Origin of the sequence: Bifidobacterium callitrichidarum (assembly GCF_003129905.1) — a bacterium.
In the GTDB taxonomy this organism is placed as follows: domain Bacteria; phylum Actinomycetota; class Actinomycetes; order Actinomycetales; family Bifidobacteriaceae; genus Bifidobacterium; species Bifidobacterium callitrichidarum.
Map to the genome: position 1 here is coordinate 75,133 of NZ_QFFM01000013.1, position 24,515 is coordinate 99,647.

At 59.0% G+C, this 24,515-nt stretch carries 21 protein-coding genes, 2 pseudogenes and 1 riboswitch; of the genes and pseudogenes, 1 reads left to right on the forward strand and 22 read right to left on the reverse strand.

Features of this window, described 5'->3' with window-relative positions; translation table 11 throughout:
- Positions 1-141: 141 nt before the first annotated feature.
- From DF196_RS13885 to DF196_RS07475, 13 genes are all read right to left on the reverse strand, one after another.
- Positions 142-1,095: a putative ABC transporter permease gene (locus DF196_RS13885; RefSeq protein WP_241519631.1), complete on the reverse strand. Its 954-nt coding sequence runs from the start codon at positions 1,093-1,095 to the stop codon at positions 142-144.
- Positions 1,086-1,631, reverse strand: a complete 546-nt coding sequence (locus DF196_RS07420; protein WP_109057218.1) for an HD domain-containing protein — start codon at positions 1,629-1,631, stop codon at positions 1,086-1,088. The genes DF196_RS13885 and DF196_RS07420 overlap by 10 nt, the downstream gene beginning before the upstream one ends.
- Positions 1,632-1,903: 272 nt before the next feature.
- A complete protein-coding gene (locus tag DF196_RS07425) occupies positions 1,904-2,263 on the reverse strand; it encodes a rhodanese-like domain-containing protein (protein WP_109057219.1) in 360 nt (119 codons plus the stop codon).
- A 96-nt stretch (positions 2,264-2,359) separates the two neighbouring features.
- Complete coding sequence (thiF, locus tag DF196_RS07430) at positions 2,360-3,169, reverse strand: thiazole biosynthesis adenylyltransferase ThiF (protein WP_109057220.1); 810 nt, start codon at positions 3,167-3,169, stop codon at positions 2,360-2,362.
- Positions 3,170-3,374: 205 nt separating this feature from the next.
- On the reverse strand, positions 3,375-4,148 hold the full coding sequence (locus tag DF196_RS07435) for a thiazole synthase (RefSeq protein ID WP_033890456.1): 774 nt from the start codon (positions 4,146-4,148) through the stop codon (positions 3,375-3,377).
- A 212-nt stretch (positions 4,149-4,360) separates the two neighbouring features.
- On the reverse strand, positions 4,361-4,555 hold the full coding sequence (gene thiS / locus DF196_RS07440; RefSeq protein WP_109057222.1) for a sulfur carrier protein ThiS: 195 nt from the start codon (positions 4,553-4,555) through the stop codon (positions 4,361-4,363).
- Positions 4,556-4,729: 174 nt separating this feature from the next.
- A riboswitch (TPP riboswitch) is annotated at positions 4,730-4,830 on the reverse strand.
- An 80-nt stretch (positions 4,831-4,910) separates the two neighbouring features.
- Positions 4,911-6,383 carry an argininosuccinate lyase gene (gene argH / locus DF196_RS07445; protein WP_109057223.1) on the reverse strand — a complete coding sequence of 491 codons (1,473 nt, stop codon included), beginning with the start codon at positions 6,381-6,383 and terminating at the stop codon, positions 4,911-4,913.
- A 66-nt stretch (positions 6,384-6,449) separates the two neighbouring features.
- Entirely contained in the window at positions 6,450-9,656 is a 3,207-nt protein-coding gene (locus DF196_RS07450; protein ID WP_109057224.1) for a type I restriction endonuclease subunit R, EcoR124 family, read from the reverse strand.
- A gap of 22 nt (positions 9,657-9,678) precedes the next feature.
- Positions 9,679-10,344, reverse strand: coding sequence for a Fic/DOC family protein (locus DF196_RS07455; protein WP_109057225.1), 666 nt, complete (start codon positions 10,342-10,344; stop codon positions 9,679-9,681).
- Entirely contained in the window at positions 10,337-10,525 is a 189-nt protein-coding gene (locus tag DF196_RS07460; RefSeq protein ID WP_109057226.1) for an antitoxin VbhA family protein, read from the reverse strand. The genes DF196_RS07455 and DF196_RS07460 overlap by 8 nt, the downstream gene beginning before the upstream one ends.
- A gap of 14 nt (positions 10,526-10,539) precedes the next feature.
- Positions 10,540-11,799: a restriction endonuclease subunit S gene (locus DF196_RS07465; RefSeq protein ID WP_109057227.1), complete on the reverse strand. Its 1,260-nt coding sequence runs from the start codon at positions 11,797-11,799 to the stop codon at positions 10,540-10,542.
- 1 nt (position 11,800) lies between these two features.
- Entirely contained in the window at positions 11,801-14,362 is a 2,562-nt protein-coding gene (locus tag DF196_RS07470; RefSeq protein WP_109057228.1) for a type I restriction-modification system subunit M, read from the reverse strand.
- Complete coding sequence (locus tag DF196_RS07475) at positions 14,355-15,170, reverse strand: GIY-YIG nuclease family protein (RefSeq protein ID WP_241519632.1); 816 nt, start codon at positions 15,168-15,170, stop codon at positions 14,355-14,357. The genes DF196_RS07470 and DF196_RS07475 overlap by 8 nt, the downstream gene beginning before the upstream one ends.
- Positions 15,171-15,275: 105 nt before the next feature.
- On the opposite strand from DF196_RS07475, the pseudogene DF196_RS07480 reads away from it, so the two are divergent.
- Positions 15,276-15,851: pseudogene (locus DF196_RS07480) on the forward strand (restriction endonuclease subunit S); the annotation flags it as partial.
- Positions 15,852-15,877: 26 nt separating this feature from the next.
- On the opposite strand, the gene DF196_RS07485 reads toward DF196_RS07480, so the two are convergent.
- From DF196_RS07485 to DF196_RS07525, 9 genes and pseudogenes are all read right to left on the reverse strand, one after another.
- The gene (locus tag DF196_RS07485; RefSeq protein WP_109057230.1) at positions 15,878-16,807 is read right to left on the reverse strand and encodes a site-specific integrase; all 930 of its coding nucleotides are present in this window, start codon (positions 16,805-16,807) and stop codon (positions 15,878-15,880) included.
- Positions 16,808-16,870: 63 nt separating this feature from the next.
- A complete protein-coding gene (locus tag DF196_RS07490) occupies positions 16,871-17,530 on the reverse strand; it encodes a restriction endonuclease subunit S (RefSeq protein ID WP_241519633.1) in 660 nt (219 codons plus the stop codon).
- A gap of 363 nt (positions 17,531-17,893) precedes the next feature.
- The gene (locus DF196_RS07495; RefSeq protein ID WP_109057231.1) at positions 17,894-19,132 is read right to left on the reverse strand and encodes an argininosuccinate synthase; all 1,239 of its coding nucleotides are present in this window, start codon (positions 19,130-19,132) and stop codon (positions 17,894-17,896) included.
- Positions 19,133-19,310: 178 nt separating this feature from the next.
- Positions 19,311-19,841 carry an arginine repressor gene (locus tag DF196_RS07500; protein WP_109057232.1) on the reverse strand — a complete coding sequence of 177 codons (531 nt, stop codon included), beginning with the start codon at positions 19,839-19,841 and terminating at the stop codon, positions 19,311-19,313.
- A complete protein-coding gene (gene argF, locus DF196_RS07505) occupies positions 19,838-20,803 on the reverse strand; it encodes an ornithine carbamoyltransferase (protein WP_109057233.1) in 966 nt (321 codons plus the stop codon). The genes DF196_RS07500 and argF overlap by 4 nt, the downstream gene beginning before the upstream one ends.
- A gap of 11 nt (positions 20,804-20,814) precedes the next feature.
- Positions 20,815-22,110 carry an acetylornithine transaminase gene (locus DF196_RS07510; RefSeq protein WP_109057234.1) on the reverse strand — a complete coding sequence of 432 codons (1,296 nt, stop codon included), beginning with the start codon at positions 22,108-22,110 and terminating at the stop codon, positions 20,815-20,817.
- Positions 22,100-23,056 carry an acetylglutamate kinase gene (gene argB / locus DF196_RS07515; protein WP_109057235.1) on the reverse strand — a complete coding sequence of 319 codons (957 nt, stop codon included), beginning with the start codon at positions 23,054-23,056 and terminating at the stop codon, positions 22,100-22,102. Before argB ends, DF196_RS07510 begins: the two co-directional genes overlap by 11 nt.
- A 144-nt stretch (positions 23,057-23,200) precedes the next feature.
- The gene (argJ, locus tag DF196_RS07520) at positions 23,201-24,379 is read right to left on the reverse strand and encodes a bifunctional glutamate N-acetyltransferase/amino-acid acetyltransferase ArgJ (RefSeq protein ID WP_109057236.1); all 1,179 of its coding nucleotides are present in this window, start codon (positions 24,377-24,379) and stop codon (positions 23,201-23,203) included.
- A pseudogene (locus tag DF196_RS07525) lies at positions 24,376-24,515 on the reverse strand (N-acetyl-gamma-glutamyl-phosphate reductase); the annotation flags it as partial. The pseudogene DF196_RS07525 and the gene argJ, both read right to left, overlap by 4 nt.

Below are 24,515 nucleotides of genomic sequence, written 5' to 3' on the forward strand. Positions count from 1 at the left end.
TGGACGGGCCGCGGGTTGCCGGGTGGGGGCAGGATGCCGATCATCACTTCTCCGCGAACCGGTCATGAGCCGGCCGCGGCCTCAGCCGGGCATGGCGCACGGTTCAAGCTCGGTTCATACGCAGTTCAAGCTCGATTACCGTCATCTGCCGCCACGGTGCAACTTCTCCATCGTCTCGCGCAGTTCCTTCAGCGTCTCGTTGTTGCGGTTGGTCTTCAGGCGCGGGAACGAGGCGATCATACGGCGCTGCTGGCGGTTGAACATGGAGTCGGCCACGTCACGCACGCGCAGCATGAATTCGGCGGACATCTCCTTGCCGCTCTGCCACGACTCGCCGACCTTCTCCCCCACCTTGCCAGGCACGCCGCCGAACCGTTCGGAGGCGCCGTCCATCACGCCGGAAGCCATGTTCGCCGCGCTCGAGGCCATCGCGGAGGCGGCGGAAGCCACGCTGGAGGCAGCACCACCGGTGGCGCCGGAGACCATGCCCGCCGCACCGGAGACGGCGTCGCCAACCTTCTCGCGCATGGCGTCGCCATATTGGGCCGCCTTGGCCATGGCCACCTTGAACTGCTCGAGGCTCTGCTCGAAGTTCACAATGCCGCACACGGTGATCACGGTGTCGACGGCGGTGAGCACCACCAGCACAGCGAACAGTGCATGGACCATCTGCAGCGGAATCAAAGCCGTCACTCGTGCCACCTGCGGCTGCACCACATCCACGATCACCACGCCGCCGATGCCGAAGATCACGGCGCCGAGCAGGCATACGCGGCCCTGGATGTTGAAGCGGAAGTGGGAGTAGTCCCACCAGCGGGCGTGGAACAGCTGTTCCATGGCCCAGGAGGTGACGTATTCGAGAATCGAGGCGCCGATCATCGAAATGAGGAAGATGACCAACGGATCGCGCATATCACCGAACACCACCACGCCGGTCACCGCGCCGGTGCCGTAGATCGGGCACAGCGGTCCGTTGAGGAAGCCGCGGTTCACCCAGCGCCTCTCCTGGCAGGAGACGAGTATCGACTCGTAGACCCAGCCGGCGAAGCTGTAGAAGATGAACCACAGGAACAGGTATTCGACGATCAGCGGCATCGGCGGGCTCCGGTTCCGATTTCGGGCAGCGGCGCGCGGGCGGGCAGGGCCTTCTTGTGGAAGCGACCGCGGGAGAACGTCTCGCGGGTGGCGGAGATCTTGTCCGCGAGGGTGACCAAATAGCCCTCGATGTAGGCCGGCGGCACCGGTGTCATCGGGAACATGTGCTTTTCGATGCTGTCACGTTCGATGTCGTTGAGGGTGAAGTCCCGCAGGGCGTTGCGCAGAGCGGCGCGGCCGTGCGTGAAGCCGTGCCAGCGGTGTTCGCCGTTGTCCCAGTCGTGCCAGTCGTACAGGAAGTAGTCATGCAGGAGGGCGGCGCGGATGAGCGAACGCAGGTCAACACGATGCCACAGATGGGCGCGATCGGCCAGCCAGACGGCCAGGCACGCCACGCGCACGGAATGGGCAAAGGTGGTCACGTTGCCATGCTGGTAGCAGCAGCGTTCGATCTGCATGTGGTCATGTTCGATGACGTCGCGGCCGTGCTTGGCCACAAGTCGCTGAATCTGCGTGCGGGTGAGCAGACGTCCCACGATTCCGGACTCCTCACAATCGACTGTCGATGGTCGGCTCCGTGAAAGCATCGGGCATACCCTGTTTCTTGGCTCCCCTTGTCAGGGGAGCTGTCGTCGTAGACGACTGAGGGGTAGTCTTGCCGGAATTCATGCAATCTCGATGCAGCGGGAGCTTCATGGTTTCTACGGTGCCGATTGTAGGACGCATGCTGAACGCCCGGCCTCATCCGTGGGGATGATTGGGCATCGTCATATCGGCTCCCCTCTCTGGGGGAGCCAAGGCTGTTGCGCTACCGGGCGGACTGCCCGTCGAGATACTGCTGATAGGCGCGGAACCCGCCGATCAGGCTGGCCACGTCGTAGCCGCGGTCGGCGAGGATCTCCGCCACCTCCTCGCTCCACCAGCCTTCGGCGCAGTAGACCACGACCTTCCGGTCCTTCGGCACGGTCCTCAACACATGGGCCAGCGGGTCGAGCGGCGCGTTGATGGCACCTTCGACCGGGTGCACGGCCACGTCGGCCGGCTCACGCAGGTCCAACAGCGTGACCGAATCGGGATCCAGCGCCGCGAACTCCTCCGGCGTGATACGGCCGTACGACGGCTCGTCGTCCTCTTCCGTGTCCTTACCGATGTGCACGGCAATCGTCATAATCAATCCCCTTCATCATTTCCTGGACGTCCGTGGCTCAGGCTTAAACCCGCAACCACAGAACGCATGGCACAGTCCGCCTAAAGCAACCCCAAATCAAATCGCACAGGCCGGCTGCACGTAGTTGGCCGGGTCGAGGGCGGTGATGGTCGGACTATCGCCGCATACCGGACAATCCGGCACATGCTTCGGCAGCGGTACGCGGCGGATGTTCATGGTCAGCGCATCCACGGTGAGCATGCGGCCCACCAACGGCTCCCCCACGCCCACGATGAGCTTGACGGCCTCGGCGGCCTGAAGGCTTCCGATGACGCCCACCACCGCGCCGAGCACGCCGGCCTCCTTGCATGTCGGGATCTCGCCGGCGGCCGGCATGTCGCGGAAGATGCAGCGATAGCAGGGGCCGGCACCGGGCACCACGTCCATCACCTGTCCGGAGAAGCCCACCACGCCGGCGTGGATGAACGGTTTGCCGGCCAGCACGCAGGCGTCGTTGATGAGGAACTTCGCGGCGAAGTTGTCCGTGGCGTCCAGCACCAGGTCGTAGGGGGCGATGAGGTCGGCGATGTTGCTGACATCCACCAGTTCGTGATGGGTTTCCACGGTAACGTCCGGGTTGAGCTCGCGGATGGCGGTCGCGGCCGATTCCACCTTGGGCTCGCCCACGCGGGCCGTGGTGTGGATGATCTGGCGCTGCAGGTTGCTCAGGTCCACCACGTCGCCGTCCACCAGGCCGATGCGTCCCACACCGGCCGCCGCAAGATACAATGCCGCCGGCGAGCCGAGGCCTCCCGCGCCGATGATGAGCACGCTGGAGGCCAACAGCCGCTTTTGCCCCTTGACGCCGACTCCCTTGAGGATGAGGTGCCGCGCGTACCGCTCAAGCTGTTCGTCCGTAAATGCCATGTTCTCCGTTTCCTAACCGCTCGTCTGGAATCCGTCCGATCTCACGCGAATTCCGACTCCATTACGCCAAGGCTGCCGATAATCCCGTTTGGGTCCCCTCAGCCGGTTTCGCCGATGACTGCACTTTCACGGGGAGCCGGGAACAGCGGTCTTACCAGTCATGGTTCATCACAGACCGAATCCCGACTCCCTATCAGGCAAGTCGTCAGTGCAGGTAGCCGGTGGTCGGGCTGGACGGCACCGCCTGTCCCTCGGTCACCTTGCCGAGGCCGGACAGGTAGGCCGCGCGGCCGGCGTTGATGGCGTTCTTGAACGCCTCGGCCATGAGCGGGATGTTGCCGGCGGAGGCCACGGCGGTGTATGCCATGACGGCGTCCGCGCCCATCTCCATGGCGTCGCAGGCCTGGCTCGGGCGGCCGATGCCGGCGTCGATGATCACCGGCACGTGCGCGTTGGCGATGATGATCTCGATGAAGTCGCGCATCCTCAGGCCCATGTTGGAGCCGATGAGCGAGCCGAGCGGCATGACGGCCGCGGCGCCGGCCTCCTCGAGCTGGCGGGCCGCGATCGGGTCCGGGAACATGTAGGGCATGACCACGAAGCCTTCCTTGGCCAGCATCTCGGTGGCGCGGATGGTTTCGGCGTTGTCCGGCAGGAGGTACTTGGTCTCGTGCTCGATCTCCACCTTGACGAAGTCGGTGTGGCACACCTCGCGGGCCAGTCGGGCGATGCGCACGGCCTCCTCGGCGTTGCGTGCGCCGGACGTGTTCGGCAGCAGCGTGATGCCTTCGGGGATGTAGTCGAGCACGCTGTTCTCGGTGGTCTGGGCACGGCGCAGCGCCATCGTGACGATCTGCGTGCCGGCGTGCTCGACCGTGGCCTTGATGAGGTTCAGGTCGTAACGGCCAGAGCCCAGGATGAAGCGCGACTGGAATTCGTGGCCGCCGAGGTTGAGCGGTTTGTCCTCCACCGGCAGCATGGGGGCGGCGGTGCCCACGGGGTTCACGACGGCGGGCTGGGGCGGCAGCGGCGTCGCCTCGACGGATGCTTCGGTAACCGGATTGATGTTCATGGTTGTTTTCCTTTCACCCCATACCGCAGTTCCCCTTGTCAGGGGAGCCGGCTCGCGAAGCGAGACTGAGGGGTAGTCAAATTTGTTTTCCGGAGTACGGCATGATGCCGTGATATCGCTCAGCCGCCCTGGACGAACTGCACGATCTCCATCACGCACTGGTCGTCCAGCATGGCCTCAGCGCGCTTCTCGCGCGGGATAATCTCGCCGTTGAGTTCGATGGCCACGCGCTCGGCACGGAATCCGTGCGCTTCGAGGTAGTCGGCGACGCTGACCGGCGCTTCGAGCGTGACCTGCTCTCCGTTGACCTGCATGGTGAAAATCCCTCCGATACTAAAAAAGGGCGCACGAAACGAACCGTACCTTAAGTGGTGCGCCCATTCATGAACCCAGTCATGCGACCGTGCATGACCAGATGGCGCATTGGCTACACCACACAAGCCGCACACGGCTGAATTATGCGTACGAACTGCGGTGGAGAACCCAACAAATCTTCGGACAACGATTCCTTACGGCGGCATGACCCGCGTCAAGTTCCCCGGTCGAAGCTTCGCTTCCTCTCAGCCTTGCGGCTCCCGTTCGTTACAGTTACCCAGTGTAGGTGCGATGTATGACAAGAAAAACAAGAAAAACGGCTCCCCTCGTATGAGGAGAGCCGTCACACGTCAATCAGAACGTGCCGGGAGCCTTGTATGCGGAACCGTCCGAGGTGGAGGCCGGGAAGAGCTTCAGCTCCTCGACCTGGGCCTTGGCGCCGGAGATCTGCTCACGCACACGGCCGTAGGCGGTGCCGCCCTTGCCGTTGCGGGAGTCCACGGAGCCATGGCTGGAAAGCACCTCGCGCACGCCCGGGGCCACGTCGGCCGGCAGGAACGCGGCGAAGGTGTCGATGAAGTCCTGGTCGGTCAGGTCCCACAGTTCCTGGCCGCGGCCTTCGGCGATCTTGACGCAGGCGCCGGAGAGCTCGTGGGCGTGACGGAACGGCACGCCGTTCTTGACCAGCCATTCGGCGATATCGGTGGCCAGGGCGAAGCCGGTCGGGGCCTCGGCCTCAAGACGATCGGCGTCGAAGTGCATCGTGCGGACCATGCCGGTGAAGGCGGGCAGCAGCACCTCGAGCGTGTCGACCTGGTCGAACACGGCTTCCTTGTCCTCCTGCAGGTCGCGGGCGTAGGCGGTGGGCAGACCCTTGAGGGTGGCCAGCAGGCCGGTCAGGTCGCCGATGAGTCGGCCGGACTTGCCGCGGGCCAGCTCGGCGATGTCCGGGTTCTTCTTCTGCGGCATGATCGAGGAGCCGGTGGAGTAGGCGTCGTCCAGCTTGACGAAGGCGAACTCCTGCGTGTTCCAGATGATGATCTCCTCCGAGAGACGGGAGATGTCCACGCCGGTCATGGCAGCCACGAACGCAAACTCGGCCACAAGGTCGCGGGAGGCGGTGCCGTCGATGGAGTTGTCGGTCACGCGGGAGAAGCCGAGCTCACGGGCCACGGCCTCAGGATCGAGGCCAAGAGTGTTGCCGGCCAGTGCGCCGGAACCGTACGGGGAGGCGTTGATGCGCTTGTCCCAGTCGATGAGGCGCTGCACGTCGCGGATGAGCGGCCAGGCGTGGGCCATAAGCTGGTGGGCCAGCAGCACCGGCTGGGCGTGCTGCATGTGGGTACGGCCCGGCATCACGGTGCGGCCGGCCTTTTCGGACTGCTCGATCAGAGCGTTGACGAGGTCGAGCAAGAGGCCGGCGATCACGCGGGAGTGGCGGCGCAGCCACATGCGGATCAGGCAGGCGATCTGGTCGTTGCGGGAGCGGCCGGCCCGCAGCTTGCCGCCGAGCTCGTCGCCGGCGATGTCGATGAGGCCGCGTTCGAGCGCGGTGGCCTCATCCTCGTCGTCCTCGATGGGCGCGAAGGAGCCGTCGTCCACGTGACGCTGCAGGGTGTCGAGCGCGTCCTCCATGCGCTGGAGCTCGTCGGCGGTGAGCAGGCCGGCGCGGCCGAGCGCGCGGGCGTGGGCGCGGGATCCGGCGATGTCGTCGTCGGCCAGACGCCAGTCGAACTGGGTGGACTTGGACAGGCGGGCCAGCTCGGCGGACGGGCCGGACGTGAAGCGACCGCCCCACAGGGCCAGATGTTCGTTGTTTTCAGGCATGAATCACTCCTTTAATAAGCTCCAAGAAGCTCCGCAAAGCTCTATTATCAGCTGCAAGCAAGGCTATCAGCGCGCGGCTACATCATCATTCGCCGCGTCCGAGTCAATGTCATAGCCGCCTTTGAGAATAAAATCCTTCAGTAGCTTGGAAGCCAATATGTTCACCTTGAAGCGCTTTAGCGGCATGCCCTCTTTCGCTTCAAAGTAATGCTGCGCTCGCGCCGCGTCAATGGTGGCTTTCAGCTTGCCAAGTCTGTCGTATTCATTGATATTGGCTTCACTCAGTTTAAGCGCCAGCATCTCCTCCACCAGAGAACGATCAACCCCGGTAGCGTCAACAAGCTTATCGATTTGCTCGTCTTTTTCCCTTCGTGCATATCGGGTGATGTACTCTCGCAACGACATGCCTTCTTCTACGGTCATATCGCCGCGCTCCACATCGTGCAGGAACAGTTCGGCAAGACGTTGTTCGTCCGTCGAAAGCGCAGCAAAGGAACGATGCAGTTCCTCAGATGCGGACTGCAACTCGGGACTTTGCTCTTGCAGCGCCTTCAGCCATTTCACGAAGTTGGCATTCATGTAATCGGTATCAATCAGACCAGTGTCGATTTCGGTGAGATAACCCTCCAAGTCATACGGCGCTTCGGTATTATCATTGCCCTGATCATCGGGATCATCATCGAACAATTCCTTATAGCGCTGCGCAAGAATCAGATAGGAACGTTCATCGATCGACGGCTGCACAGTGGTGACCGCACCATCGTCATCGACGCATTCAAACGTCGGATGATCCCAAGTAAAGCCCTGTACTTTGGCGGCTTCCAGCGCCTTGTTCAGTTCCACGAATTCCTTGGCGAACTTGCGCTTCGATTCCACCGATTCCGGCAGTTGAGCCAAATCGCTCACACCGGATGAATTGAACACCTCTTGGATTTCCGCAAATCGTTCATCCATCGCCCGGACATTCTCCGGTAGCTTCTGCACGAACAAATCAAGCGGCCGGTCGCCCGAATACAGCTTAACCGCAGCTTTGATGTTCTCACGCATCGTATGCGGTTTACGGTAATAACGAATAGTACCGAACGGCTTATCCGGCCCGAACAGTCGGTTGGTGCGGCTGAACGCCTGAATAATGCTTTCGTATTCGATGACCTTATCCAGATACAGCGTGTTCACCCATTTGGAGTCGAAGCCGGTGAGCATCTGATCGACTACGATCAGCAGATCAAGACGCTGTTCCCGGTTCGAGTCGATGCCTCCATAAGGCTCTTTATGCGAAAGCCTCGAAGAAATATCTTTCTTCATGGCCGGCCAGTCCACGATGCCGAAATGCTTGCCATACGCGGCGTTGTAATCGGTCATGATTTCGGCGAGCGCATCGCCTTTCATGGTAGCGCCAGCGTTATTGTCGATGTTGGGGTCGAACAGTGCGGTTACGCGCATTTCGGGCGCCTGTTCCTTGAACAGGTGATAGTAGCTGATGGCCTCCGGTATGGAACTGGTGGCAAGCATCGCGTGGAATTTCCTCCCGTGGCTGAGCACAGGGAACTGTTCGAGAATGTCCTTGACCACCATGGCCTCATGCTCGGTTCCAATACCGTACTGTTCCCGGCCAAGGAATCCTTCGATGCTGGTGCCGCGGTTGCCATCAGCATCGATCTCGGAGCCCATGGGAATCTGCGACTTATCCATGTAGTGCTCGTACACCTTGGCCTTAACCGGGTCACCGAGCGCTTCTTCCACGCTCGAAGCCTTGGCTTGCTGCAATGCCACTGCGAGCCGAACGTCGGAGTCCTTGTAGGTGGTGACCATGTACGGGTCGAAGCCAAGCACGTTATGGTCGCGGATACCATCGGCGATGCTGTAGCGGTGCAGGCATCCGCCGAACACCATTGCGGTGGTGGAATGCTTCTTCTTGTTTTCGCCCAGAATCGGTGTACCGGTGAATCCGAAGAACAGCGCGTTCGGGAAGGCGCGGCGAATGTCTTGCAGCATGTCGCCGAACGTGGAGCGATGGCATTCGTCCACGATGAATACGATTCGTTTGTCGGCAAAGCGATCCAGCTCCGCTTGGGTAACGCCGTATTCACCGAGCTTGATGTTGCTCATCTTCTGGATGGAGGTGACGATCAGCGTATCTTTGGGATCCGTACTGGCGAGCTTATCTCGCAAGACACCGGTGTTCTCGGTGCCTTGCACATCGTCTTTGCTGTCCGCGAAGGATTGGTATTCCTTGAGCGACTGCGTGCCGAGTTCGATGCGATCCATAAGGAACACAACTTTGTCGGCATCTTTGGAATCGGCGATAAGCTGGGCGGACTTGAAGCTGGTCATAGTTTTGCCGGAACCGGTGGTGTGCCATACGTAACCGCCCGGCCTGCCCGGAATGGACGGGCGGACTTCCCAATCGCATTTGCGTACAGCATCGGAAATAGCGGAAGCTGCATAGTACTGGTAACTGCGCAGTACCTTGAGGCATCCGTCCGCCGAGTCGGCGACAGTGTAGAAGCCGATAAGCTGATGTGCCATTGGTATAGAGAGCAGTTTGGCGCAGAAGGTTTTCCACTCGTCCTTGCCGGGATGGTTGCCACCGCAGATGGGCTCATTGTTCCAATCAGCCCAATGGAAGTAATAGGTCGGATTGAACTTGTCGACACCGGGGTTGGCGAAGTACACGGCATCATCAGGGTTCATGGCCACGAAGACCTGCACAAGCCGGAATAGACCAGTGAATACGCCTTCGTGCGCATACTTTTCGATTTGGTTGGCAGCCTGACTGACCGGTATACCGCTTTTCTTCAACTCGATATGAATCAACGGCATGCCATTGATCAGCAGCATCAGATCGCCTCGACGGGCATGCACCATGCTGTTCTTTGCCGCATACACCGGCTGCTGTGCGATTTGATAGGTGCTTTTGCCGCCGGCGATCTCCTGACGGTCGTAGATATACAGGCTGATTTCCTTACCGAAATGCGCCTTGTCTTCCTTATTGTCTCGTGTGATGGAGACCGTACGGCCGTTGACGAATGAGTTCAACGCCAGCGGCATACGCGATGCTTCGATTTGCTCGATGATTTGAGCCATTTCGCCATCGGTAAGCGGGTATTGTCCCAACCGGTCCACACCGCAATTGTTGCGGTACAGTATGCTTTTCCAATTTTCCAGCAAATCATGCTCGGTTGGGTACCTGAGCACGCCATCTTTCCAACCATGCTGTTTGAGCACGGTGATGACGTTCTCTTCAAAGACCGATTCATCGTCGAATATCATTGATGGTCTCCTGCTTCAGCGATCATTGCTTGTTATTTCGCAAATGCCCGGATGCTAATGATTCTTGGTTGATTGGAGCTTGGGAATCACATGGCGTTGCGATTCGGTGGAATATCGTTTCCAGAGCTTCATAGTCCTGGTTTTCCGCAGCCAATCTACTGGCTTCATTGTTTTCCTCACCGCTTACGAGCCGCCAATCAAGATCGTACCCGGCATCATGACACAGCAAGGTCCAGAACAATCGTTGCACTCTTCCGTTGCCTTCACGAAACGGATGCACGAAATTATAATTGTCGTAATGGTAGGCCAGACGTTTCGCGAATTCCTGAGGGGCGAGATTTGCGAGCATATCGTCTTTTTTCAACTCGTTCTGCGCCCATCCAATGCCCATCGCGATATTCGTGGAGGGCAGGAAGAACTCCGCGCCTTCGATGTTTTTGCGAATCTCCACTGTACGAATTTGGCCGGCCCATGCATAGAGATCTTGGAAGAGCATGCGGTGCAGCATGCAATAATCGTCCAATGTACCACTGAGATGTGGAACCGGACGAGTAAAGAACTCATTCATGCGCAATGCGACGAATTCACCTTCCGCATTTTGCAACTCGTCATAGGTTGTCGCGCCAACGAGATTGCGGAGCACTCCACTGGCTGGATCGAGATATGGATCCACGAACCGGTCAGACATGAGCGGCCCCTGTGTCGGATTTATCGACCTTCCAACGGCGTTTGGTTCTAGTCATAAGCTCCTCTATCGTGAAGTCACCCTTTACGTACTGTTCGGCATCACTACGGAACTCGGCGGAGACGTATGCACCTTCCATTTCGCCGGAATGGATGGCCTCTTCCATGATGCGTTTACGATCCATGATTCCTCCAATCCTCAGACGAACATCTGTTCAAGCAGTGATTTCTTGATGTTTTGCAGCAATTCCAACTTACGCTGATGAAGGGTGATGAGGGAATCGAGACGGGAGAAGAAACTGCCGATGGCCTGCTGCTCAGTACAATTCGCAGGCAGTAACAAGTTCATGCCCAAAAAAGACTGTTTGGGCACATTATGCATTGACCCGCTTGTACCCGAAGCCATTCCTTTAATCCTTGTCTGGCTTGATTCAGACGCAAGAACCACATAAACACAATATGGGTCATAGTCAGAACGAAGAGACAGACGCCAAAGTCTGTCTGGCAGAAAAAGATTGTCATGACTAGCTTCACTAAGACCGCATGCTCCGACTCTGTCAGGCGTATTCATACGACTAACGATGATCGATCCTGCCACAACAGAACATTTCACGAGGTCTTTCTCAGACTCAATTACACGCTTACATTCAGCAGACTCAAAATAACCGTTAGACACACAGCTTGTTTTCAGCACCGCTATATCTGCAGTACTCACCGGATCATCAGTTGAATTAACACTTTTGCCGGCAGCAATTTCGGATATCAGCTCCCCCAACTTACGCTGTTCCCAAGGGTCAGTAAAACCAGCAAAACGAATCTTCGGAACCGACTCACCCTCTTGAGGGAACATCTGTTCGAGCATCGACTTCTTCAGCACCACGAGCTTGTCATACTTACGCTGATGAAGGGTGATGAGGGAATCGAGACGGGAGAAGAACCGGCCGATGGTCTGCTGCTCAGGTATGGATGGCAGCTCCACACTCAATCCTTCAAGATCACTTGCATGTATATGAACTACAGTTTTCCCTTGTGCTCGTTGCGCTAACAGTTTCCGGTTAGAACCATGGGACAAGCCATAAGCCAGAAACAATGGCTTAGCCATCTCTTGAGGATAAATCACATTGAGGTCCCCGCCTAATGCAATACCGGCCCTACAAATCGCTGATGCTCGCGCGATATCTTCAGCACTTTCACCTGAAGCCGGGACAACAAGCTCCTTACCCGTGCTATAAAGAGTTCCCTGTTTCGGCATAGCAAATGTGTCGACTGACTCGACCGCTGCCTCATACTGGGTATACATGCGCCCATACAAGAATAGAGGTACACCCGATTCGCGAATATCGGCTTTCGAGTAGCCGTTACCTTTCGTGAAAGAAGCAATGTTCCCCAACTTACGCTGTTCCCAAGGGTCAGTAAAACCAGTAAAACGAATCGAAGGTTTGTTCGAAGATTCAGTCATCTCACTCACCTCCCAACAGGCTCTTGAGCTCAGCGATGCCGGCCATGTCGAACTCATCACCAACCAACTGGTCGAGCATGGAGCTCAGCTCGCTCTCGGCGGTCTTGATCTGGCTGCATACGTCGGCATAGGTAGTCGCGTACTTCTCATCCAATGCCGTGACTTTGGCAATCAGCTCGTCCAATACAGCGGTTGGCAGTGCTTCGAGTTTACTTTGCAGCTGATCGACCCACTTACTGCTCAGCAAATCGGCAACCTGACCGGCATCAAGCCCCTCAATAACCGTCTTGGTCTTATCTTCAAGAGCAACGTTCAACTTCTTAATATCGCTTTTGACCTGTTTTTCTTCATCGAGCAAGCGCTGGGCTGCCACCAGCGTACGGTCAAAATCGGTCTCAGGATGCTTGCCGATGGCCTTTACCGTCTTCTTAAGAACGGCGGGCACGAATGCGTCGCCGTCTTCAGTAATCGCATCCGAGCTTTTATCATCCTCATCAACATTCTCCAGCAGGTCGTTGAGCTCCTGGCCAATTTCGGTCAGACGATGCTCTTGACTAGCGATTTGGGCCAAGTCCGCGCTCAACAGCTTCTCTTGCACCAGAGTGAATGGAAGCACATGGCCTTTCCAGCCTTCCTGCACTTCCACGTCTTTGCCGCTCTTCTTCTTGAGCACCATGTTGGCATCGACCTTGTGGACCGCATCCAGACCTTCGCTCTGGATTACTTCCAGATCGGTGGCGATGGTTTCCCAGCTGTCAACAAACACCTGGTATGCGGCATAGGAATCCACCAGCGGCACGTCATGCAAGCGACAGAATAGGTCGTTGGCAAGTTCTTCCTGCTTGCTGGCAATATCCACCTGTGCGCAATCTTCGATTAGCTCTTGGTTGAGGAAGTCACGATAATCGGCAAATTGCTGCTTGTACTGCTCAACATATGCCTTGACTTCGGCATTGCTATATACCGTATCCTTCACGGAGCTGGCATTAACGCGAGCGCTATGACCATCTTTCATGTCAAAGAGCTGGGATTTGAGACTCGGGAATACATCCCAGAAATCGTGGAGCGCGTTGACTTCCTGCACCGGTACGCCACCGAACATCGTGGCATAGATATCCCAGTTTTCAGCCGGTTCGGATGAGTCCACGTAGCGCGGAATGTTGAGATTGTAATCGTTCGCGCGAATCTCATCAAGGCTCACGAGACGGCTGAACTTGTCGACCGTTTTCGAACCGGTCACCACATCCACAATACGGCGAATATCGCAAGCGCGAAGCTTGTTGTTTTTGCCGTCCTTTTCAAAGCCCTTGGACGCATCCACGATGAGCACATGGTCATCGTCGCGATGCTTGCGCAGCACCATCACGATGGTGGGGATACCGGTGCCGAAGAAGATGTTTGCCGGCAAACCGATGATGGCTTGAATATGGTGATGTTCAATAAGATTCTTACGAATTGTTCCCTCCTCGCCACCGCGGAAGAGCACACCATGCGGCAAAACGATGCACATCATGCCGTCATCGCGCAAATGGTAGAGGTCATGCAGCAGGAAGGCATAATCAGCCTTGGATTTGGGCGCGAGTCCATACTCGAAACGCACATCCTCGCCGGGTGCCGGCGGCTCCCAATTCTGGGAGTATGGCGGATTGGAGACCACGGCATCCACGAACAGCGGATCGTAGGTTTCGTCCCTGTTCTCGTCGGTGTCGAACCACGGCCAGTCGCTTTTCAACGTATCACCGTTGCGAGCCACGATATTGTCTGGCAAAATGCCGCGCATCACGAGGTTCATGCGTGTGAGGTTGTAGGTGTTTTCCTTGAGTTCCTGTGCGTAATACTTAATATCATTCGGATTACCGTTACGGCGAGCCACCGCTTTGCCGATATGAATCAGCAACGAGCCGGAGCCGGACGTCGGATCGTAGATATTGATCTCACCACGGCCCTGCAAATGCCAAGCGATGATTTCACTCATCAGTTCGGAGACCTCACTCGGCGTATAGAATTCACCGGCCTTCTTACCGGCGTTGGACGCGAACTTGTCGATCAGATACTCATAGATGAAGCCGAGGGTGTCGTAGCCTTCTCGGCTATCCATCGGGATGTCTTTGATGAGGTAGATCAAATCTCGCGCGGCCTTGGAGCGGCTGCGCTCATCCGTGCCCAGCTTGGAAAGACCGGTCTGCAACGTATCGAAAATACCGGCAAACACGCGCTTGCGGGCAGGGTCGATATTGCGCTCGAATGCGGAAAGCGCGTCACGCACGTTCGAAATCTCGAAGCTGGAACCCTTATCAATCCATGTGGAAAACAGGTTCTCATAGGAGATGAAGTAGCCACATTCGCCACGTACATAGTCAACGGTGTCGGCATTATCCTCGACGAGCGATACGAGGTCGTCTTCTTCCATGCCGGCGGCTTTCAGGCGCGCAATCTCGGTTTCCGAGAGGAACTTATAGAAGATGAAGCCCAGAATGTAGTCCTTGTATTCGTTGGCTTCGATCTTGGAACGCATCTTATTGGCGGATTCCCAAATCTTCGCGGCCAACTGCTGCTTATTCATTCATATGCTCCTTGTTTCTATACACTTCATCGAGCGTTTTACCCTGGTCATCTACCCACTCAGTCCATCCGTTTTGACTGCCGCCGAGAACGAACACCGCAGCCGTTGATGGACTGGCAAATGTGATGTCACGATCAAGCTTCGCCTTGCCGGTTCGACCCTTGAAAAGATGCTCGCGCGCAGCAATGGCTCTCAGGTTCTTGATGATGCCATGTCCCAAATCCACATCAGAACCGGCAAAAACGGTAAACCGTCCGGTTTCCTTGTCATATTTCCCTGTTGCCGCGATTCCGTTCTTCTTAGTATGGAATCCTTCGCTCACATGCACTATGGATTCCAAACGATTGAGGTCATAGCCGAGAACCTTCATACGGAAGAGAATGCTCTTGTGCAATTCCTCAACCCGCTGTTCCTTATACGGGTTCACATGTGGACTAGGAAGGTATGTGTTATCCGTCTCATACGAGCCATTCCGTCGGACAAAGTCAATCGTCTTCGCTTCAAGTACATCCAATACATCACGATCTATGTTGATATCGCTATCGAGGAACATGACCGCTTTGTTCCAGAACTCTTTCTTGGCCTTATGAGCTTCGAGACGCGCAAGACCCTGCGTGGTCTGCCCGGCATATACGCGGCTAAGCACGCCATGGTCCTCATCCAGCAGGTAATACACACCTCGTTCCGGCATATCCGGGAGTTGCTTTGCTTCAGTCAACTTATCCCGGGGAACCACGATGGTAACCAACGACTCACCTTCCACCCAGCAAATGCGGATACCGTCAGGATCATTGTCGATGAGTCGCATGGTCATAGTTGTAAGTTGAATCGCCATTGCCCTCAACCACCTATCAAGACCACGCAATTGTGCAGATGCAGAAGTCGAGAAAACCGTTATACCCCGGAATCATCCTTGTTTCCTTTCCTTCCATTTGCGCGCTTTACAAATGATACGACAAGAACAACAGATAACCCGCCCGCTTGGGAACAGCGTAAGTTGGGGGAGATTGCCGATTCATTCGATTATGGTTTGAACGCAGCTGCCACTGCCTATGATGGTAAAAATGGGTATCTTCGTATTACAGATATCGATGACAGTACCCGTCGGTTTTCTAAGAATGATTTGACTTCGCCTGATGCCGATCTTAACCAGTGCGAGGATTACCGGCTGTCTGAAGGCGATATTGTTTTTGCTAGAACCGGCGCAAGCGTTGGGAAAACCTATATTTATCAGGCAAAAGATGGCATTACGTATTTTGCTGGTTTTCTGATTCGCGTGAGATTGAAGTCTGATGTTGATCCGTGTTTTGTATTCCAGTCAACGCTTGGTGAGCCTTATAAACGTTATGTGAGTATTACTTCGCAACGATCTGGGCAACCTGGAGTTAATGCTGAGGAATATGCTGAGTGCCCAGTTTTGATGCCGTCTCTCGCCGAGCAGCGAGCCATAGGACAGTTCTTCTCGCGTCTTGATTCCCTCATCACCCTTCATCAGCGTAAGCGATTTGGACTGGCTTACACGAGCGTGGACAACGCTCGCATTACGATATCAACGTCCTTATTCTCGAGCTCCCGAATCACATGCAGATACGTGTCCTGCGTCGTGTTCATACTGGCATGTCCTAGCCGCTTGGAAACGCTGGCAATCGACACTCCGGCGAATAGCAGCAGCGAAGCATGGGTATGTCTCAGACCATGAATGGAGATCACGGGTACTCCAACGTTTTTGCAATGCTTCGCCAAAATGCCGTTTACGGTTGAGTTGTAGACTTTGCCGTGAACGAATATGGGCTCGTTTTCCGGCAAGTCTTTAAGCAGTGCTGACAACTGCATGATAAGTTGCCAGTCGAGCTGCACTTTACGTACCGAGGATGCGTTCTTGGTCGGAACGAACCCGCCGCCATTCTTGTAGTCCCACGTCTTATCCACTGAAAGAGTCTGATGGACGAAATCGAAATCATTGGGAGTCAGCCCCAGGGCTTCGGAAAAGCGAAGCCCTGTCTTTGCGATCAACAGGATTAGCCAATCCCAGCTTGGTCCAGAACCGAGTGACAAATCGGCAAGCATTGCATGCAGTTCGAACTGATTGAGATATTTCGTCTTCTTTACTCGCGGTTGTTTGCCTTTGATAACGACTTTGCGTGTTGGATCCCGCTGGATAAGGCCTTCATCTACAGCATCCAAAATCGCTCCCTTCAGCTGATGATGAAAGTCCATCGTGGTTTGCCGTTCGTGATGTTCGGCATATCCGTTGATGAGTTGCTGATAATTCACTCGACTAAATTCCGCGAGTTTCAGGCTAGGTGCAAGCTTCCGTAACCAGGCTTGTGTCAGTCTGTACTTTTTCATCGTCACTTCACGGATTGCGCCTTCCTTATAGACACTGACCCATTGCTCGTAATAATCACAGAACAGTGGTTCTTGGCTTGTGTCGTTTTCGGTCATAGTATTTCTGTCTTCCTATTGTGTGGCCTACGCTGATGCCGGATGACGCAACTAGCCAATCAATCAGAGAAGACGCTTACGCTGATGAAGGGTGATGAGGGAATCGAGACGGGAGAAGAACCGGCCGATGGTCTGCTGCTCAGGTATGGATGGCAGCTCCACACTCAATCCTTCAAGATCACTTGCATGTATATGAACTACAGTTTTCCCTTGTGCTCGTTGCGCTAACAGTTTCCGGTTAGAACCATGGGACAAGCCATAAGCCAGAAACAATGGCTTAGCCATCTCTTGAGGATAAATCACATTGAGGTCCCCGCCTAATGCAATACCGGCCCTACAAATCGCTGATGCTCGCGCGATATCTTCAGCACTTTCACCTGAAGCCGGGACAACAAGCTCCTTACCCGTGCTATAAAGAGTTCCCTGTTTCGGCATAGCAAATGTGTCGACTGACTCGACCGCTGCCTCATACTGGGTATACATGCGCCCATACAAGAATAGAGGTACACCCGATTCGCGAATATCGGCTTTCGAGTAGCCGTTACCTTTCGTGAAAGAAGCAATGTTCCCCAACTTACGCTGTTCCCAAGCGGGCGGAATGACGGCCCAGCGGCGGAAGACATGGGTAAATGCCCGAATGGTAATGCCGAGATATGGTTTATCGAGGCTATTCGGGCAGAAAGTGGCGAATCGACTGCGATGAAAGTCTGTAAACGAAGACATATGGCCACTAAGTACCTGCCTTGCTGCGCTTAAACGCAGTAAGCGCAGCTATTCGAGCATGAACTGGAGAATCCGCTTCACTGAAATGATATGAGCGCGGTCAATCGGGCAGTAGATAACCACATCGCACCTCTGGAGACCGTCGGCATGGCTGCGGGGAAGCTTCTTAGCCGTCAAATCACAAGACTCAGGAAACTCGGAACCTCACGATCCGACAGGAGCGACAAGCACGCTCAAATACAGCTCAGGCAACAAAAAATCGGTCCTCGCTGCGTTTCGCAGGGAGGACCGATCGAGAAATCTGAAGGACTGCGCGGGACATCGCTTCCTTCAGCGGGTTATTCGGGTTACGCGGTTATGGGACTACTCCACGGTGTTGGTCGGCACCTCGATGCCGTTGCCGAACTTGACGTCGCGGGCGGCGGCCACGCGGGTCGGCAGGCCGTAGATGTCGATGAAGCCGTTGGAGGACTTGGAGTCGAAGCTGTCGCCGGAATCGTAGGTGGCGAGCTTGTAGTCGTACAGCGAGGTGTCGGAACGACGGCCGGTCACCACGGCGCGACCGCCGTGCAGGACCATGCGGATCTCGCCGGAAACGTACTTCTGGGTGTCCTCGATGAAGGCGTTCAGGGACTGGGTGGCCGGGGAGAACCACTGCGCATCGTAGACCAGCTCGGCCCAACGCTTGTCGATGTCGCGCTTGATGCGGTGCTGCTCGCGCTCGAGGCAGCAGTTCTCGAGCTCCTGGTGGGCGGTGATGAGGGCCACGGCACCCGGGGCCTCGTACAGCTCGCGGGACTTGATGCCGACCAGACGGTCCTCGATGAGGTCGATGCGGCCGATGCCCTGGGCGCCGGCGCGGCGGTTCATCTCTTCGATGGCCTGCAGCGGGGTGACGTCGCGGCCGTCGATCTTGACCGGGATGCCCTGCTTGAACTCGATGACCACCTCGTCCTCGACCGGCGGGAAGGCCGGATCGTCGGTGTAGGAGTAGCAGTCCTTGGTCGGGCCGTTCCACGGATCCTCCAGGAAACCGGTCTCGATGGCGCGGCCCCACACGTTCTGGTCGATGGAGTACGGGGACTTCTCAGTCTGGGTGATCGGCAGCTTGTGCTCCTTGGCGAACGCGATCTCCACGTCGCGGGTGAGGGCCAGGTCGCGGATCGGGCTGATGGCCTTCAGGGTCGGATCAATAGCGGCGATGGACACCTCGAAACGCACCTGATCGTTGCCCTTGCCGGTGCAGCCATGGGAGATGGTGTCGGCGCCGAACTGGTGGGCGGCGCGCACGAGGTGCTTGGAGATGAGCGGACGGGAGATGGCGGAGACCAGCGGGTAGACGCCTTCGTACATGGCGTTGGCCTTGAGGGCCTTCATGCAGTACTCATTGGCGAACTCGTCGCGGGCGTCAACCACGTAGGACTCGACGGCACCGCAGGCGAGGGCGCGCTGCTTGATGGTCTCCAAGCTTTCGCCGCCCTGGCCGACATCGAGGGAGACGGCCACGACATCCTTGCCGGTGCGCTCCTTCAGGTACGAGATGGCGACGGACGTGTCGAGACCGCCGGAATAGGCCAGAACAATGCGCTTGTTATCTGCCATGGGTCACCTTTCCTATAAGTCAAAAACAAACTGATGCAAGTATATACAGACCTATGCATATTTATGCATGGGCGTGTTGAGGCAACTGACAAAAGACGTATGTCCACGACTACCCCTCAGTCGCCTTCGGCGCCAGCTCCCCTGACAAGTGGAGCCGAAGCAGGAGAGTATGGGCCGCCTACTTGGAAACGAGGGCGAGGAGCCAGTCGCCGCGGGTGACGGCGGCCTCGTCATCAGCGCAGATCACCATAACGGTGTCGTCGCCGGCAATCGTGCCGAGCACACCGTCGAGCGGCTGCTTGTCGATCACCGAGGCCACGTACTGGGCCGCGCCGGACGGCGTATGCACCACCACGAGATTGCGGGCGGCGGCCACCGAGGTGACCAGGCCGGAGAGCACGCGGGCCATTTGCTGTTCACCGCGCTGGCCCACGTCCTCGCCGGTGTCCGCACCGGAGGAAGCCCCGCGGTCCACCGCATACGCCACCGTCCCGTCCCGCAGACGGGTCTTGACCGCATGCATCTCATCGAGGTCACGGCTGAGCGTGGCCTGCGTAACCACGATGCCCTCGTCGAGGAGGATCTTCGAGAGCTGTAACTGCGAGGTGATGACATGCGTGGCCAGTGCCTCTTCGATGGCGCTGAGCCGGGCCGCGCGCGTGGCGGGCCGCTGCAGGGACGGTGAGGTCTCGCTGACGCGAGCGGTCATGCGAGCAGGCTTTCGTCGCCGCGGGCCTTGCCGGTCAGCCACGTCAGCAGCGCCTTCTGGGCGTGCAGGCGGTTCTCGGCCTCATCCCACACCACGGACTGCGGGCCGTCGATCACCTCGGCGGTGACCTCCTTGCCACGGTAGGCGGGCAGGCAGTGCTGGAAGAGCGCGTCCGGCTTGGCCAGCGCCATGAGCTCGGCGTTGACCTGGTAGCCCCAGAACGGCTTGGAGCGGATGGCGTACTCGGCTTCCTCACCCATGGAAACCCACGTGTCGGTGAAGACGCAGTCGGCGCCTTCAACGGCGGCCTTGGCATCGGTGGTCACCGTGATGGAGCCGCCGGTCTGGGCCGCGATGCGCTTGGCGTCGGCCACGATGTCCGGACGGGGCAAGTAGCCGTAGGGGCCGGCCACGCGCACGTCCATGCCGGCCACCGCGCCGCCAAGCAGGTAGGAGTTGGCCATGTTGTTGGCCGCGTCGCCCAGGTAGGCGATGGTCTGGTTCTTGAGGTTGTCCACGCCGCCGCGGTGCTCCGCGATGGTCTGGAAATCGGCGAGGATCTGGCAGGGGTGGAAGTCGTCGGTCAGGGCGTTGACCACCGGGTGGGTGGAGTACTTGGCCATCTCCTCGACGCGGTCCTGGCCGAAGGTGCGCCAGACCACGCCGTAGGCCATGCGGTCGAGCACACGGGCGGTGTCCGCCACGGGTTCGCCGCGGCCCAGCTGGGAGCCGGACTTATCGATGACCAGCGGGTAGCCGCCGAGCTCGGCCACGCCGATGGAGAAGCTGGAGCGGGTGCGGGTGGAGGGCTTGTCGAACAGCACGGCCACGGCCTGCGGGCCGGCGAACGGCTGCTTGTAGAAGCGGTCCTTGTGGAATTTGATGGCGAGCTCGAGGACCTGCTTCTGCTCCTCGTGGTTGAGGTCGTCATCGCGCAGCATGTGACGCAGTTCTGGGGTCATGATGGGTCTCCTTAGTCGTTGGGCAGGTCGGCGGGGACGTTCTTCAGGACGGCGACGGCCTGGTCCACGTCCTCGGCGGTCACGATCAGCGGCGGTGCGAAACGCAGCGCGTCGGGGGCCACCGCGTTGACGATGAGCCCATGTTCGAGGCAGTAGTTCATCACGGCGTGGGCGCACGGGTGCTTGAGTTCGACGGCGTCCAGCAGGCCGCGGCCGCGCACGGAGACGTACAGCGGGTTTCCGGTGGCCATGATGCCCTCGCGCAGCTGCTTGCCGCGTTCCTCGGCGTTGGCCACCAGGTTCTCGTCCTCGATCACGCCGAGCGTGGCGAGGGCCGCGGCGGCACCCAGCGGGTTGCCCGCAAAGGTGGAGCCGTGCGAACCGGGGGTGAACAGCGCGGCGAGCTTGGCGCCGAAGGCGATCATGCCGCCCATCGGGAAGCCGCCGGCCACCCCCTTGGCGAAGGTGACCATGTCCGGGGTCACGCCGCCGGAGAGGTCCTCGCGCTGGAAGGCGAACCAGGAGCCGGTGCGGCCGATGCCGGTCTGCACCTCGTCGATGATGAGCAGCGCGTGATGGATGTCGCAGATCTCGCGCACGAACTTGACGTAGTCGGCGCCGAGCGGCTTGACACCGGCTTCGCCCTGGATGAGTTCCAGGATCACCGCGGCCACCGGGCCCTTACCGTAGTGGCCCACGCCGGTCTGGGCGAAGGCGTCATGCAGGGCGATCTTGTCGCCGGCACGCACGAATTCGATGTTCGGCACGAGCGGGTCGTACGGCTTGCGGATGTTCGGCTTCCACGTGGCGGACAGCGCGCCCATCGTGCGGCCGTGGAAGCCGTGCGTCATGGCGATGATGCGCGCGGGCTTGCCGCCCACGGACGGCAGCGCGCCCGGCAGCGTGCGGCCGTAGAGCTTGGCGAGCTTCAGGGCGGCCTCGTTGCCTTCGGCGCCGGAGTTGCCGAAGTAGACCTTGGAGCCTTCGGGGGCGCCGGCGAGCTTGACCAGCTTGGCGGCGAGCTCGATCTGCGGCTCGGAGGCGAAGTAGTTGCTGATGTGGGCCATGCGGCCGGCCTGCTCGGTGACGGCCTCGACCCACTTGGGGTGGGCGTAGCCGAGCGAGTTGACGGCGATGCCGGCGAGGAAGTCGAGGTATTCGTTGCCGTCGACGTCCCAGATGTGCGCGCCCTTGCCGTGGTCCATCACGCGCAGCGGCGTGCCGAACACGTTCATGTGGACCTGGGAGTACTCCCCCAGCCACTTGCTGTCCTCAGCACCCAGTGTTTCCTTGTGTTCAGTAGCCATAGGAGCTCCTCATTTCCAGTCCGTCCTCCGGAACGACCATGGTGCCGATGCCGGCGGAGGTGAATATCTCGTTCAGAATCGAATGCGGCTTGCGACCGTCGATGATGTGGGCCTGAGGCACGCCGCCGTCGAGGGCGCGCACGCACGCCTCCATCTTCGGGCGCATGCCGGATTCCAGGTCGGGCAGCATGTCACGCAGGTTCTCCACGCCGATGCGGCCGATCAGGGAGTTCTTGTCCGGCCAGTCGGCGTACAGGCCGTCCACGTCGGTAAGAATGATCAGCTTGTGGGCACCGACGGCTGCGGCGAGGGCCGCGGCGGCGGAGTCGGCGTTCACGTTGAGCACTTCGGTGGCGTCCTCCTCGTTCGGGGCCACGGAGGAGACCACGGGGATGCGGCCGGCGGCCACCAGGTCCTCCACGGCGGAGGCGTCCACGGAGACCACGTCGCCCACGAGGCCGATGTCCGTGGGCTTGCCGTCGATGACGGGCTTGCGCTGCATGGCGGAGAACAGGCCGCCGTCCTCGCCGGACAGGCCGACCGCGAGCGGGCCGTGCGCGTTGATCAGGCCGACGAGCTCACGTGAGACCTTGCCGGTCAGCACCATGCGCACCACGTCCATGGCCTCGGGGGTGGTGACCCTCAGGCCGCCCTTGAATTCGGACTTGATGCCCAAGGCCTTGAGCATGTGGGAGATCTGCGGGCCGCCGCCGTGCACGACGATCGGGTGCAGGCCCACCTGGCGCAGGAACACCATATCCTCGGCGAAGCAGCGCTTGAGGTTTTCGTCCACCATGGCGTTGCCGCCGTACTTGACCACGATGCGCTGGCCGGCGAACTCCTCCAGCCACGGCAGCGCTTCGATGAGCACTTCCGCCTTCTGATCGGCCCTGAGGTCGGTATGCACGTCGAAGTGGAACCCAGGTCCCTTCAATTCAGTAGCCATTCCTTGTTATTCCTTGTCTTTCATCCCCCACGAAGGGAAGGGTTTCGGTGTCGGTGTCCGTTGTAAGACCGTAGGCTTGGCCGAACGGCCTTGAGTGTGTCGCACAACGGACACCGACACCGAAACCCGCCAACTCTCGTGTACTCAGCTTTCGTAGTCGGCGTTGATATGCACGTACTCGTGTGTCAGATCGTCCGTCCAGACGGTGGCCTGGGCGTCCGAGCCGGTGTTGAGGTCGATGTCGATGTGGACCTCGCGCGGTGTCATGTCCACTTCGCTGCGGTCGCGTCCGGCTCCGCCGTTCTCGCAGATGCGCACGCCGTTGACGTCCACGGTCACCTTGTCCGAGTCGTACGGGGCGACTTCCGGAGGCACGGTGCCCAGGGAGCTCACGATGCGTCCCCAGTTCGGGTCGTTGCCGGAGATGGCGCACTTGAGCAGGTTCGAGGCGGCCACGGCGCGGCCGCAGGCCAGTGCCGCGTCCTCGCTGGTGGCGCCGGTGACGGTGATGCGGATGTCGTGGGAGGCGCCTTCGCCGTCGCCAATGATCTGGCGGGCCAGGGAGGCGCAGGCCTCACGCACGAGCTTGTTGAACTCGTCTTTGTCCGGTTCCACGCCGGAGGCGCCGGAGGCGAGCAGCAGGACCGTGTCGTTGGTGGACATGCAGCCGTCCACGTCGATGCGGTTGAAGGAGTGCTCGGTGGCGGTGGCGAGTGCGGCCTGCATCTGGCCGGCGCTCACCACGGCGTCCGTGGTGATGACGCACAGCATGGTGGCCAGCTGCGGGGCGATCATGCCGGAGCCCTTGACCATGCCGCCGATCTTCCAACCGTTGGAGCCGGTCAGCGCGACGGTCTTGGGCTTGGTGTCGGTGGTCATGATGGCGTGCGAGGCGTCCGCGCCGGCCTCGGGCGTGGCGGCCAGGGCGCCGAACGCGGCCTTGGCTCCGGAAAGCACGTTGTCGAGCGGCAGGAGCTCGCCGATGAGTCCGGTGGAGCAGACGGCCACTTCGGACGGGTCGTCGGCGCCCACCAGGGAGGCCACGGTCTCGGCGGTGGCCACGGACTGCTGGTAGCCGGCCTCGCCGGTGCAGGCGTTGGCACCGCCGGAGTTCAGTATCACGGCCTTGATGTGACCGTCGGCCACGGCCTTGCGGCTCCACTGCACGGGGGCGGCGCAGAAACGGTTCGAGGTGAACACGCCCGCGGCCGCGTCCAGCGGGCCGTTGTTGACGACGAGGGCCAGGTCCTTCTTGCCTTCGACGGATGAAATGCCCGCCACCACGCCGGCGGCGGAGAAACCTTGTGCGAATGTGACGCTCACGGTGCGACTCCGATCTTGGTCAGGCCCGCGTCTTCCGGCAGGCCGAGTGCGATGTGCAGGGACTGGACCGCCTGTCCGGCGGTGCCACGGTGGAGGTTGTCGATGGCGGCGAAGGCGTAGATGCGGCCGGACTTGC